We start from the raw sequence: 12,532 nt of genomic DNA, 5'->3' as shown, positions 1-12,532 counted from the left end.
CAGCATGACAAGCTTCACCCGCCGCATCGCACTCACGGCCGTGGCCGCAGCAGCGCTCGCGAGCCTGCCCGCCCTCGCCGCCGAGAAAGTGAACCTCGGCGTTTCGATTCCCGCGGCCACGCACAGCTTCATGGGCGGCATCAACTACTGGGCCAACCAGGCCAAGAAGGACCTGGAGAAGCAGCACAAGGACCTGAAGATCACGATCAAGACCGCCGCCAACGCGCCCGAGCAGGCCAACCAGCTGCAAGACCTCTCGACCGTCACCAAGATCAACGCGCTCGTGGTGTTTCCGTTCGAATCGGCCGCACTCACCAAGCCGGTGGCGCAGGTCAAGGCCAAAGGTGCCTACGTGACCGTGGTCGACCGCGGCCTGACGGACACCAGCGCGCAAGACGCATACGTGGCCGGCGACAACACCGCGTTCGGCCGCATTCCGGCCGAGTACATTGCCAAGCAGCTCGGCGGCAAGGGCAACGTGGTCGCCCTGCGCGGCATTGCCACCACGCTCGACAACGAGCGCATGGACGCCTTCAACGCGGTGCTCAAGAACCATCCGGACATCAAGCTGCTCGACGCCAAGTACGCCAACTGGAACCGCGACGACGCCTTCAAGGTCACGCAGGACTACCTCACGCGCTTCAAGCAGATCGACGCCATCTGGGCGGCCGACGACGACATGGCCGTGGGCGTGCTCAAGGCCATCGAGCAGGCCAAGCGCGACGACATCAAGATCGTCTTCGGCGGCGCGGGCGCCAAGGGCATGGTCAAGACCATCATGGACGGCAAGGACAAGCGCATTGGCGCCGACGTGAGCTACTCGCCCAAGTTCATCTACGACGCCATCAAGCTCACGGCCGAGGCGCGGCTGAAGGGCGAGAAGCTGCCCGCGACGACGATCATTCCTTCGGTGCTGATCACCAAGGAAAACGCGAAAGACTTCTACCACCCGAACTCGCCGTTCTAAGGTGACCGAGAACGCTTTTCGCAAGCTCCGCTGCGCCATGGTCGGCGGCGGGCGCGACGCCTTCATCGGCGCCGTGCACCGCAAGGCCATGGCGCTGGACGGGCAGATCGAGCTCGTGGCCGGCGCGCTGTCTTCGAGCCCCGAGAAGGCGCGCGCCTCGGGCCGCGATCTCGGGCTGGCTGACGACCGCAACCACGGCGACTGGCAGTCGCTGCTGGCTGACGAGCTGAAGCGCCCGCCCGAGGAGCGCATCGACTTCGTCTCGATCGTCACGCCCAACCACGTGCACTTTCCGGTGGCGCAGGCCTTTGCCGAGGCGGGCTTTCACGTGGTGTGCGACAAGCCACTGGTGCACACGCGCGAGCAGGCCGATGCGCTCGTGGCCACCGTGAAAAAGCAAGGCACGGTCTTCGGCGTGACCTACAACTACACCGGCTACCCGATGGTGCGGCAGGCGCGCGAGATGGTCCGCTCGGGCCAACTCGGCGAGCTGCGCAAGGTGGTCGTCGAATACAACCAGGGCTGGCTCGCGAGCCAGCTCGAAGACGCCGGCAACAAGCAGGCCGACTGGCGCACCGACCCTGCGCGCAGCGGCGCAGCCGGCGCCATCGGCGACATCGGCTCGCATGCCGAGAACCTCGTCGCAAGCGTGACCGGGCTGGAAATCGAAAGCCTCTGCGCCGACCTGAGCGCGCTGGTGCCGGGCCGCATGCTCGACGACGACGGCAGCCTGCTGCTGCGCTTCAAGGGCGGCGCGCGCGGCGTGCTGATCGCCTCGCAAATCAACACCGGGCTGGAGAACGACCTGCGCCTGCGCATCTCCGGCGCGCTGGGCACGCTCGAATGGCGCCAGGAGGGGCCGAGCGAACTGCTGCACCTGCCGCACGACGGACCCAAGCGCATTCTCACGCGCGGCTCGCCGTGGCTTTGCGAATCGGCCCAGCGCGCGAGCCGGCTGCCCGCGGGGCACCCCGAAGGCTTCATCGAGGCCTTTGCCAACATCTATGGCGGCGTAGCGGCCGACATCCGCGCACGCATCGCGGGCCAGCAGGCCGATGCCATCGCCGCCGACTATCCGCGCGTGGAAGACGGCGCCCGCGGCGTCCGCTTCATCGAGCGCACGGTGGCATCGTCGAAAAGCGAATTAAAGTGGACGCCCTGGTAGCCGTGCCGCATGCCCGCACCTGCGGGCACGCAACGCACGGCGCCTGGCGCCCATGACACCTTCTTCCCTTCGAGACCTGCCGCCTTCCGGCCCACCACCGTGGCTTCGCGCCCTGGGCCGGCGCTGCCTTGCGCTCTGGCCGCTGAAGCTCGTCGGCAACACGGTGGCCACTGCCGGGTTCTTCCCGCTGTACTTCTGGATCATGAAGAACGCCGGCCAGCCCTGGACGCTGCCGCTCACGGCATTCGACCGGCTGATCGCCTTTTGGCCGGCGCTGCTGCCGGTCTATCTTTCGCTCTGGCTCTACATCGCGCTGCCGGTGTTCCTGGCCAAGGACCGGCGGGAGCTCTCGAGCTTTGCGCTGGGCTGCGCCTTCATGACGTGCATCGCGCTCGTGGTGTTCTGGTTCATGCCCACGGCCATACCCAACTTCACCATCGACACCAGCCCGGGCACGTCGCTTCACTTGCTGAAAACGATCGATGCGGCCGGCAACGCGTTTCCGTCGCTGCACGTGTCGTTCTCGGTGTTTGCCTGCGTGGTGCTTGCGAGGCAATTGCGCGACGTGGCGGCGCCCACGTGGCTTCGCATGCTCAACATCGCATGGGCATTCGGAATCGTCTATTCGACGATGGCGGTGCGCCAGCATGTGCTGATCGACGTGCTCGGCGGGCTGGCACTGGGCATCGGGTTCGGGCTGGCTTCGCGGCCACGCCAAGCCGTTGCGGCAGCGGCTGTGCAGGCGGAGCCGGCGTAGGCCGATTGCGCTATTCCTCACGGCCGGCGCCTGCGGTAAAAACCGGGCATCGTTCTCTCGAACCGACACGGAGCCCGCCATGAAGATTCGCCAGACCGCCATTGCCTTTCTCACGCTGGCCTGCGCGGCCGCCATGCCCGCCATGGCCATCGACTACCCCGCGCGCAAGCCCGGCCTCTGGGAAATCCAGACCGGCGACGGGACCGCTGCCAAGGGCGCCAGCCAGACCATCCAGCAGTGCATCGACGCGGCCAGCGACAAGGCCTTGCGCGACATGGGCCAGGGCATGGGCAAGGACACGTGCTCCAAGCAGGAGTTGCGCAACGAAGGCGGCAAGCTGGTGATCGATTCAGTCTGCAAGATCGGCTCCACCACCGCCACGTCGCACGCCGTGATGAGCGGCGACTTCAGCTCGGCCTATCGCATGGAAAGCAAGTCGACCTACAGCCCGCCGCTGATGGGCCGCGCCGAAGGCTCCGCCGTCATCGAAGCCAAGTGGATCGGCTCCTGCAAGGCCGGCCAGAAGCCCGGCGACATGATCATGTCCAACGGCATGAAGATGAACGTGCTCGAAATGGCGGGCGGGCGCAAGAAGTAGGCGCCGGCCCACAGCGCTTCGCGGCCCGCGTTCGGCAACGCGCAAGGCCGCCACCGCCTACGATGCGGCCATGGCCGCGAAGGAAGAAGATCTCGTCGTCGCACGCCCGGAGGGGCTGTATTGCCCACCGGGCGATTTCTACATCGACCCGTGGCGGCCGGTGGCGCGCGCCGTCATCACGCACGCCCACTCCGACCACGCGCGCATGGGCCATGCGCACTACCTGGCGCATACCGACAGCGCCGGCACGCTGCGCACTCGCCTCGGCAGCGACATCGCGCTGCAGACGCTAGGCTACGGCGAAGCCATCGAGCACCACGGCGTGCGCGTTTCGCTGCATCCGGCCGGGCATGTGCTGGGCTCGGCACAGGTTCGCCTCGAACACGGCGGGCGCGTGTGGGTGGCCTCGGGCGACTACAAGACCGAGCCCGACGGAACCTGCACGCCCTTCGAGCCTGTGCCGTGCGACACCTTCATCACCGAATCGACCTTCGGGCTGCCGATCTATCGCTGGCCCACGCAGGCGGCGCTGTTCGCGGAGATCGATGCGTGGTGGCGCGCCAACGCGGAGGCCGGCCGCGCATCTGTGCTGTTCTGCTATGCCTTCGGCAAGGCGCAGCGCATCCTGCATGGCGTCGATGCCTCCATCGGGCCGATCGTGGTGCACGGCGCGGTCGAGCCGCTCAACGCCGTGTATCGCGCGGCGGGTGTGGCCTTGCCCGAGACATTGCGCGTGACCGACCCGGGCGTGGACGCCGCGCTTTTGAAGCGCGCCCTGGTGCTGGCGCCGCCTTCGGCCCAGGGCACGCCGTGGATGCGCCGCTTCGGCAACTACGCCGACGCCTTCGCAAGCGGCTGGATGCAACTGCGCGGCACGCGCCGCCGGCGCGGTGTGGACCGCGGCTTCGTCATGTCCGACCACGCGGATTGGCCCGGCCTGCAGCAGGCCATCGCGGGCACGGGCGCGAGCCGGGTGTTCGTCACACACGGCAGCGTGGCGGTCATGGTGCGCTGGCTCACCGAGAACGGGTTGGAGGCACAGGGCTTCAAGACCGAGTACGGCGATGAGGACGACCAGGAAACTCCCTCCCCGCTGGGGAGGGCCGGGAAGGGGCAAGCGGCGCCCGATGGGGACGCTGGCAGCCCCCATCCCGGCCTTCCCCCAGAGGGGGAAGGAGCAAAGGCATGAAGGACTTCGCCGCGCTCTACCGCGAGCTCGACGCCAGCACCTCGAGCCTTGCCAAGCAGGCCGCGCTGCAGCGTTACCTGCGCGAGGCCGACCCCGCCGATGCGGCCTGGGCCGTGTACTTCCTGGCCGGCGGCAAGCCACGCCAGCTCGTGCCCACCAAGCTGCTGCGATTGCTTGCGCAAGAGGCGGGGGCCTTCCCGAATGGCTATTCGACGAGAGCTACGAGGCGGTAGGCGATCTTGCGGAAACCATCGCGCTGTTGCTGCCACCACCCACCGAGGCGCACGATCTCGGTCTGGCGCGCTGGGTCGAGGAGCATCTGCTGCCGCTGCGCGAAGCCGGCAAGTCGGCGCCCGACGAGTTGCCCGCGAGGCTGCGTGCGCAATGGCGCCAGTTGGCGGCCGAAGAGCGGCTGGTGTATTTCAAGCTCATCACCGGCGCGTTCCGCGTAGGCGTGTCGAAGCTGCAGGTCACGCAGGCCCTCGCGGCGGTGGGCGGCATCGACCCCAAGCGCGTGGCGCAGCGGCTCATGGGCTACACCCACATCGGCGGCCGCCCGCGGGCCGACGACTACCGCGCGCTCATCGCGCCGGAGTCGGGTGCGGAGCAGGTGCAAAAGACCAGCGGGCAGCCGTACCCCTTCTTTCTTGCGCATGCGTTCAACCTGCCGCTGGAGCAGTTCGATGCGGCGCTCGGTCCGCCGGCCGATTGGGTCGTCGAGTGGAAGTGGGACGGCATTCGCGCGCAACTGGTGAAGCGCGCGGGTGCGGTCTGGCTGTGGTCGCGCGGCGAAGAGCTGGTGACCGAGCGCTTTCCCGAGCTCGCCGTGCTGGGCGAGGCGCTGCCCGACGGCACGGTGCTCGATGGCGAGATCGCCGTCTGGCGCGAAGACAAGGTGCAGCCCTTTGCGGAACTGCAAAAGCGCATCGGCCGCAAGACCCTGGGCGCGAAGCTGCTGCGCGAAATACCGGTGGTGCTGCTGGCCTACGACATTCTCGAATGGGAAGGCCGCGACCTGCGCGCGCTGCCGCAGTGGGAGCGCCGCGCGCTGCTCGACGAGCTCGTCACGCGCATGCAGCACCCGTCGCTGCTGCCGAGCCCGATGCTCACCGGCGCCGAGTGGGGCGACCTGGCGCGCCAGCGTGAAGCAGCGCGCAGCATGGGTGTGGAAGGCATGATGCTCAAGCGCCGCGACGCGCAGTACGGCGTGGGCCGCACCAAGGACGTTGGCGTGTGGTGGAAATGGAAGATCGACCCGCTCAGCATCGACGCCGTGCTCATCTACGCGCAGCGCGGCCATGGCCGGCGCGCCAGCCTCTACAGCGACTACACCTTTGCCGTGTGGGACGGTCCGCCCGAACAGCAAGACCGCAAGCTCGTGTCCTTTGCAAAAGCCTATTCGGGCCTGACCGATGCCGAGATGGCGCGGGTGGACGCGATCATCCGCAAGACCACGGTGGAGAGCTTCGGCCCGGTGCGCAGCGTGGAGCCGACGCTGGTGTTCGAGCTCGGCTTCGAGGGCATTGCGCGCAGCACGCGCCACAAGAGCGGCATTGCCGTGCGCTTTCCGCGCATGCTGCGCTGGCGCGAGGACAAGCCGGTGGCGGAGGCGGATACGTTGCAGACGCTGGCCGCATTGCTGCCGTCATGACTGCGCCGGTGGACCCCGAATTTCTCCCTCCCTCCCGGGGAGGGCAGGGGTGGGGGCAAGCGGCGTATCAAAGGCCAGCCGCTTGTCGAAGGCCGCTTGCCCCCATCCCAGCCTTCCCCGGGAGGGGAAGGAGCAAGACCACCGTGAAGGCGGCGCTCGATGCGTGGTTTACCGCTCGCGGCTGGAAGCCCTTCAAGTTCCAGCGCGATGTGTGGAAAGCCGTCGCGCAAGGAAAGTCCGGCATGCTGCATGCCACCACCGGCGCGGGCAAGACCTACGCCGTGTGGCTCGGCGCGCTGCAGGTCTTCTCGCAAGCCAGAAAAGAAACCGCGCGCCCCGCCGCGCCGCCGCTCACGGTGCTATGGCTCACGCCCATGCGCGCGCTTGCGGCCGACACGCTGCGCGCGCTGAAGCAGCCGCTCGAAGCGCTCGGCGCCGAGGTGCATCCGTGGAGCGCCGGTGCACGCAGCGGCGACACATCGTCCGCCGAGCGCGCCGCGCAGAACGAGCGCCTGCCCACCGTGCTCGTCACCACGCCCGAGAGCCTTTCGCTGCTGCTCGCGCGCGCCGATGCGAGTGAGGTGCTCGGCCGCGTGAAGATGGTGGTGGTCGACGAATGGCACGAGCTGCTCGGCAACAAGCGCGGCGTGCAGGTGCAACTGGCGCTTGCGCGGTTCCGGCGCTGGAATGCGGGGCTTGCGGTGTGGGGCATGTCGGCCACGCTGGGCAACCTGCAGGAGGCCATGCGCGCATTGCTCGGCGATGAAGAGGGCGTGCTGGTGCAGGGCGCGGTGCCCAAGAAGCTGGTGGTCGATTCGCTGCTGCCCGGCCGCGCCGAGCGCTTTCCGTGGGGCGGCCACCTGGGCCTCACGATGCTGCCGCAGGTGCTCGATGAAATTGCCGCCAGCAGCACCACGCTGGTGTTCACCAACACGCGCTCGCAATCGGAGATCTGGTACCAGGCCATGCTCGAGGCGCGGCCCGAATGGGCGGGCACCATTGCGCTGCACCACGGCTCGCTCGACCGTGCGGTGCGCGAGTGGGTGGAACTCGGCTTGAAGAGCGGTGAGCTCAAGGCGGTGGTCTGCACATCGAGCCTCGACCTGGGCGTCGATTTCCTGCCGGTCGAGCGCGTGCTGCAGATCGGCTCGCCCAAGGGCGTCGCGCGGCTGCTGCAGCGCGCGGGGCGCTCGGGCCATGCACCCGGCCGGCCGTCGCGAATCACGCTGGTGCCCACGCACAGCATCGAGATGGTCGAGGGCGCCGCGGCGCGCGCGGCCATTGCGGCAGGCCATATCGAGGCGCGCCACACGCCCGTGCAGCCGCTCGACGTGCTGGTGCAGCACCTCGTCACGGTGGCGCTCGGCGGCGGCTTCGTGCCCGACGACCTGTATGCGGAGGTGCGCGGCACCGCGGCCTATGCGGGGCTGTCGCGGGAGAGCTGGGAGTGGTGCCTGTCCTTCGTCTCGCAGGGCGGCCCTTCGCTGGCCGCCTACCCGGACTACCGCCGCGCGGTGCCCGATGCCGAAGGCGTCTGGCGCGTGCCGGACGCGCGGCTCGCGCGGCGGCACCGCATGAACATCGGCACCATCGTGAGCGATGCCAGCATGGCGGTGCAGTACATGGGCGGCGCGAAGATCGGCAGCGTCGAGGAAGGCTTTGTTGCGCGCATGAAGCCCGGTGATTGCTTCCTCTTCGGCGGCCGGCTGCTGGAGCTCGTGCGCATCCACGACATGACGGCCTGGGTGCGGCGCGCCACCGGCAAGCGCGCCGCGGTGCCGCGCTGGAACGGCGGGCGCATGCCGCTGTCGACCACGCTGGCCGATGCCGTGGTGCAGCAGCTCGCGCTGGCCGGGGAAGGCCGCTATGACTCACCCGAACTGCAGTGCGTGCGGCCGCTGCTGGAGATCCAGCAGCAATGGTCGGCCCTGCCAACGCCGCAAACCCTGCTGGCCGAAACGCTGACGACACGCGAAGGCTCGCACCTGTTTCTCTATCCCTTCGCGGGGCGGCACGTGCACCTGGGGCTTGCAAGCCTGTTGGCCTGGCGCGTGGCGCAGCACGATGCGCGCACCTTCTCCATTGCGGTGAACGACTACGGCTTCGAACTGCTGAGCGCCGTGCCGGTCGATTGGCCCGCGCTGCTGCCGCAGGTCTTGCGCTTGCCGCAGGGCGAAGATGCGCATGCCGAACTGCTGCACGAAGTGCTGGCTTCGCTCAACGCGGGCGAATTGGCGCAGCGCCGCTTTCGCGAAATTGCGCGTGTGTCGGGCCTCATCTTCCAGGGCTACCCCGGCGAGAAGCGCAGCAACCGGCAGCTGCAGGCCTCGTCGTCGCTGTTCTGGGAGGTGTTCCGCAAGTACGACCCCGCCAACAAGCTGCTGCTGCAGGCCGAGCAGGAGCTGCTCGCGCAGGAGCTCGAAATCGGCCGCCTGCGCGCCAGCCTTGCGCGCATGGCGACTCAACAGCTGGTGCTGAAGCCGCTCGAGCGGCCGACGCCTTTTTCGTTTCCGCTCATGGTCGAGCTGTTCCGCGAAAAGCTGTCGAACGAGAACGTGGCCGACCGCATCGCGCGCATGGTCGAGCAGCTCGAAAAAGCCGCGGGCGGCATTGTCACCGCTGGCGGAATCGAACGCGTGAAGAGCACGCTCGCGTTCGGCCAAGAAAGCCCGGGCAAGCCACCCACCCCGCAGCGCCAGCGCAGGCCGCCCTCGCGCCGCTCACGGCCGTTGCCGCCGCTGTGAAGTGAGGAGCGAGCCGTCCGGCTCAGCCGGCGCCGTGCGCCTTGACCCAGCGCACGATGTCCGCCGCGCCCATGGCACCGGCCTGCCGCGCCACCTCGCGGCCACCGCGAAACAGCGCCAGCGTGGGGATGCTGCGGATGTTGAAGCGCGCGCCCAGGTTGGGCACGGCTTCCGTGTCGACCTTGGCCAGCTGCACCCGCGGCTCCAGCTGGGCCGCGGCTTGCTCATAGGCCGGCGCCATCTGGCGGCACGGGCTGCACCACGGCGCCCAGAAGTCCACCAGCACCGGAATTTCGTTGCGTGCAATGTGGCGGTCGAAGGTCTTTTCGTCCGGCAGCGCAGTCGAATGGCCGGCGAACAGCGGGCGGTGGCAACTGCCGCAATCGGGCGCGCTGCCCAGCTGTGCCGCGCGCACGCGGTTGGTCGTGTGACAGTGCGGACAGACGATGTGCAGCGATGGCGTTTCGGTCATACCGAAGAACTGGGGTTCGCAGGGGTGAATTGCAAGTGACGGCCGCCCATGCGCACCGGCTTTTGCGACACTTGGTGCCAGTGACTTCCCCGCAACTTTCCGCATCGGCCCTGCCGGTCCGATGGGCCGGCGAGTGGGTTCATCTGCTGCCCGAACGCGCCATCTGGTGGCCGGCGAGCGGTGTGCTGTTCATCGCCGACCTGCATATCGGCAAGGCCGCGACCTACCGCGCGCTGGGGCAGCCGGTGCCGGGCGGCACCACGCAGCAGAACCTGGCGCGGATTGACGCGCTGATCGCGGCCCATGCGCCGCAGCGCATCGTGTTTCTCGGTGACTTCATGCATGCGGCACAGGCGCGCACGCCGCAAGTGCTGGCCGCGCTCGCCGACTGGCGGGCCACGCACGGGGCCGTCCGCATGACGCTGGTGCGGGGCAACCACGACAGCCGCGCGGGCGATCCGCCTGCGGCCTTGGATATCGAGGTGGTCGACGAGCCCTATCTGCTCGGCCCCTTCGCCTGCTGCCATCATCCGCAGTCGCATGCCACGCACTTTGTGCTGGCCGGGCACCTGCATCCGGTGTGCAGGCTTTACGGGCCGGGGCGGGACAGCGTGCGGTTGCCGTGTTTCGTGAGCGACGAACAACAGGCGGTGCTGCCGGCTTTCGGCGAGTTCACGGGCGGGTGGCTGGTGGAGCGGGCGCCCGGCAGGCGCTTCTACGCGGTAGGTGGCGAAACCGTTTGGGCGCTGCCGGCACCGGAGTAGGGGATTTAGCTCCTTCCCCCTCCGGGGAAGGCTGGGATGGGGGCAGGCAGAGCGTGCCCATCGCCAACGCCGCTTGCCCCCACCCCAACCCTCCCCGGGAAGGGGAGGGAAAAACAAATTCAAAGAACCACGGGCGCGTCCGGCAGCTCGTTGGTGTCCGGCTGGTCGTCCGCCAGCGGAAAGTGCTCGACCAGCAAGGCCGACATTTCTTCCAGCGCCTGTGTGAGCCCATCCTCGAAACGCCCTTCGCGGAATGCCGCGCCCATGCGCTGCGTCATCGCGGCCCATTCGGCGGCACTGACCCGCGCGCTGATGCCGCGGTCGGCCACGATCTCTATCGCATGCTCGGCCAGCAAGAGGTAGATGAGCACGCCGTTGTTGTGCTCGGTGTCCCACACGCGCAGCTTGCCGAACATGGTGACGGCACGCTCGCGCGCCGAGGCATCCCGCCGCAGGTAAGACCAGGGCAGGCCCGCCTCGACGCAGATGCGGATCTCGCCGCTGTGGCGCCGCTCGCTCGCAGCCACCCGCGCGGCCAGGCGTTCCATGGCGGCGTCGGGCAGCACGCGGCGCACATCGGCCTCGTCCATCCACTGGTGGCGCCAGATGCGGCCGAGCCTGGAGAAAAGCGTTGCCATGCCTACCAATCCCCCGAGGCGCCGCCGCCTCCAAAATCACCGCCGCCGCCGGAACTGAAACCGCCGCCTCCGCCGCCGCCACTGCTCCAGCCGCCGCCTCCACCGCCGCCGCTCCAGCCGCCAAAGCCGCCGCCACCGCCGCCCCGGCGCCCGGGAGCGGTTGCCGCAACCGCCGAGAACAGCGACACCATCAGCGCCACGAAGCCCGCGAGCACCGCAATGACGATGCTGGTCGTGATGAAGAACGCGATCACGCCGATGCCGCCGCCCATGACCACCGAGCCGAGCTTCTTGCCGACGATCGATCGCACGATGGGCGCCGCAACGAAGACGCCGACGAACAGGAAGATCGCAAGGTTCTCCCAGTCGATGCCGTCACCGGCGCTTTCGTCGCTGCCGCTGGAAGGCGCGGGCAGCGCCTCGCCGTCGACCAGCCCGATGAGCCGGGCCACCGCCGCGTTCAGCCCGCCTGCAAAGTCGTTGTTGCGAAAGCGCGGCTTCATCTCCTCGTCGATGATGCGAATGGCCGCCAGGTCGGGCACCGCGCCTTCGAGCGTCTTGGCCACTTCGATGCGCATCTTGCGATCGTTCTTGGCCACGATCACCATGATGCCGTCGCCCACGTCCTTGCGCCCGATCTTCCAGGCGTTGCCCACGCGGTTGGCATAGCTGGCAATGTCTTCAGGCTGGGTGGTGGGCACCATCAGCACCACCATCTGCGAGCCCTTGCGCTGCTCGAAGGCGGCCAGCTTGGCCTCGAGGTCGGCGCGCTCCGGTTCAGCCAGCGTCTGGGTCTGGTCGATCACCCGCGCCGTGAGTGCCGGCACCGGCAGCAGGTCTTGCGCCCATGCGCTGGCCGCAAGCCCGGCCCACGCCGTGGCCGCCAGCAGAACGGCAGCCAGCACGCGGCGTATCAGGGCAACGGTCATCGATCGCGCGTGTTACTTCTTCGGAGTAGAAAAGTCGACGGTCGGCGGCGTGGAAATCTGCGCTTCGTTCTGCACCGAGAAGTTCGGCTTCGGCTCGTAGCTGAAGATCTTGGCCGTGATGTTCGTCGGGAAGCTGCGCGCCAGCACGTTGTACTCCTGCACCGTCTGGATGTAGCGGTTGCGCGCCACGGTGATGCGGTTCTCGGTGCCTTCCAGCGTCACGCGCAGGTCGCGGAAGGCCTGGTTGGCCTTCAGCTCCGGGTAGCGCTCGGACACCACCATCAGCCGCGACAGCGCCGACGAGAGCTCGCCCTGCGCCTGCTGGAACTTGTTGAATGCCTCGGGGTTGTTCAGCGTCTCGGGCGTCACCTGGATCGACGTGGCCTTGGCGCGCGCCTCGATCACCTTGGTGAGCGTGTCCTGCTCGAAGCTGGCCTCACCCTTCACGGTGGCCACGATGTTCGGCACGAGGTCGGCACGCCGCTGGTACTGGTTGAGCACCTCGCTCCAGGCCGACTTGCTCGTCTCGTCGAGCGACTGGAACTGGTTGTAGCCGCATCCGCTCAGGGACAGGACCGCAGCAAGAATCAAGAGCCAGCGTTTCATCATCATTTGCATTACCTCCGCAGAAGAGCCGGAAGTTAGCATAGATGTCTCC

11 protein-coding genes and 1 pseudogene are annotated in these 12,532 nt (G+C 68.2%); 8 read left to right on the top strand and 4 right to left on the bottom strand.

Annotated features, from left to right (window positions below):
• The first annotated feature begins 4 nt into the window (after window positions 1-4).
• From M0765_RS06460 to M0765_RS06430, 7 genes and pseudogenes are all read left to right on the top strand, one after another.
• Entirely contained in the window at window positions 5-967 is a 963-nt protein-coding gene (locus M0765_RS06460; protein WP_258502650.1) for a substrate-binding domain-containing protein, read from the top strand.
• Window positions 968-1,004: 37 nt separating this feature from the next.
• The gene (locus M0765_RS06455; protein WP_274708889.1) at window positions 1,005-2,132 is read left to right on the top strand and encodes a Gfo/Idh/MocA family protein; all 1,128 of its coding nucleotides are present in this window, start codon (window positions 1,005-1,007) and stop codon (window positions 2,130-2,132) included.
• A 52-nt stretch (window positions 2,133-2,184) separates the two neighbouring features.
• A complete protein-coding gene (locus M0765_RS06450) occupies window positions 2,185-2,889 on the top strand; it encodes a phosphatase PAP2 family protein (RefSeq protein ID WP_258502648.1) in 705 nt (234 codons plus the stop codon).
• A 79-nt stretch (window positions 2,890-2,968) separates the two neighbouring features.
• On the top strand, window positions 2,969-3,487 hold the full coding sequence (locus M0765_RS06445) for a DUF3617 domain-containing protein (RefSeq protein ID WP_258502646.1): 519 nt from the start codon (window positions 2,969-2,971) through the stop codon (window positions 3,485-3,487).
• 70 nt (window positions 3,488-3,557) lie between these two features.
• Complete coding sequence (locus tag M0765_RS06440) at window positions 3,558-4,676, top strand: ligase-associated DNA damage response exonuclease (protein WP_258502645.1); 1,119 nt, start codon at window positions 3,558-3,560, stop codon at window positions 4,674-4,676.
• A pseudogene (locus M0765_RS06435) lies at window positions 4,673-6,327 on the top strand (ATP-dependent DNA ligase). The gene M0765_RS06440 and the pseudogene M0765_RS06435 overlap by 4 nt, the downstream one beginning before the upstream one ends.
• A complete protein-coding gene (locus M0765_RS06430) occupies window positions 6,324-9,071 on the top strand; it encodes a ligase-associated DNA damage response DEXH box helicase (protein ID WP_274708765.1) in 2,748 nt (915 codons plus the stop codon). The pseudogene M0765_RS06435 and the gene M0765_RS06430 overlap by 4 nt, the downstream one beginning before the upstream one ends.
• Window positions 9,072-9,093: 22 nt before the next feature.
• Here M0765_RS06430 and trxC read toward each other — a convergent pair whose 3' ends face one another.
• Window positions 9,094-9,543 (bottom strand): thioredoxin TrxC, encoded by a 450-nt coding sequence (gene trxC, locus M0765_RS06425; RefSeq protein ID WP_258502642.1) that lies wholly within the window; start codon window positions 9,541-9,543, stop codon window positions 9,094-9,096.
• Between the two features lie 80 nt (window positions 9,544-9,623).
• On the opposite strand from trxC, the gene pdeM reads away from it, so the two are divergent.
• The gene (gene pdeM, locus M0765_RS06420) at window positions 9,624-10,307 is read left to right on the top strand and encodes a ligase-associated DNA damage response endonuclease PdeM (RefSeq protein ID WP_258502640.1); all 684 of its coding nucleotides are present in this window, start codon (window positions 9,624-9,626) and stop codon (window positions 10,305-10,307) included.
• Between the two features lie 119 nt (window positions 10,308-10,426).
• On the opposite strand, the gene M0765_RS06415 is transcribed toward pdeM, so the two are convergent.
• Genes M0765_RS06415 through M0765_RS06405 form a run of 3 tightly spaced genes read right to left on the bottom strand, consistent with a single transcriptional unit; the run spans window position 10,427 to window position 12,486 of the window.
• On the bottom strand, window positions 10,427-10,945 hold the full coding sequence (locus M0765_RS06415) for a TPM domain-containing protein (protein ID WP_258502638.1): 519 nt from the start codon (window positions 10,943-10,945) through the stop codon (window positions 10,427-10,429).
• 2 nt (window positions 10,946-10,947) lie between these two features.
• On the bottom strand, window positions 10,948-11,874 hold the full coding sequence (locus tag M0765_RS06410; protein WP_258502636.1) for a TPM domain-containing protein: 927 nt from the start codon (window positions 11,872-11,874) through the stop codon (window positions 10,948-10,950).
• 12 nt (window positions 11,875-11,886) lie between these two features.
• Window positions 11,887-12,486: a LemA family protein gene (locus M0765_RS06405; protein WP_431769289.1), complete on the bottom strand. Its 600-nt coding sequence runs from the start codon at window positions 12,484-12,486 to the stop codon at window positions 11,887-11,889.
• Window positions 12,487-12,532 lie beyond the last annotated feature (46 nt).

This window comes from Variovorax sp. S12S4 (assembly GCF_023195515.1).
Taxonomy (GTDB): Bacteria; Pseudomonadota; Gammaproteobacteria; order Burkholderiales; family Burkholderiaceae_C; genus Variovorax.
Note: the sequence above shows the minus strand (reverse complement) of the source record. Positions and strands in the feature narration are given on the sequence as shown.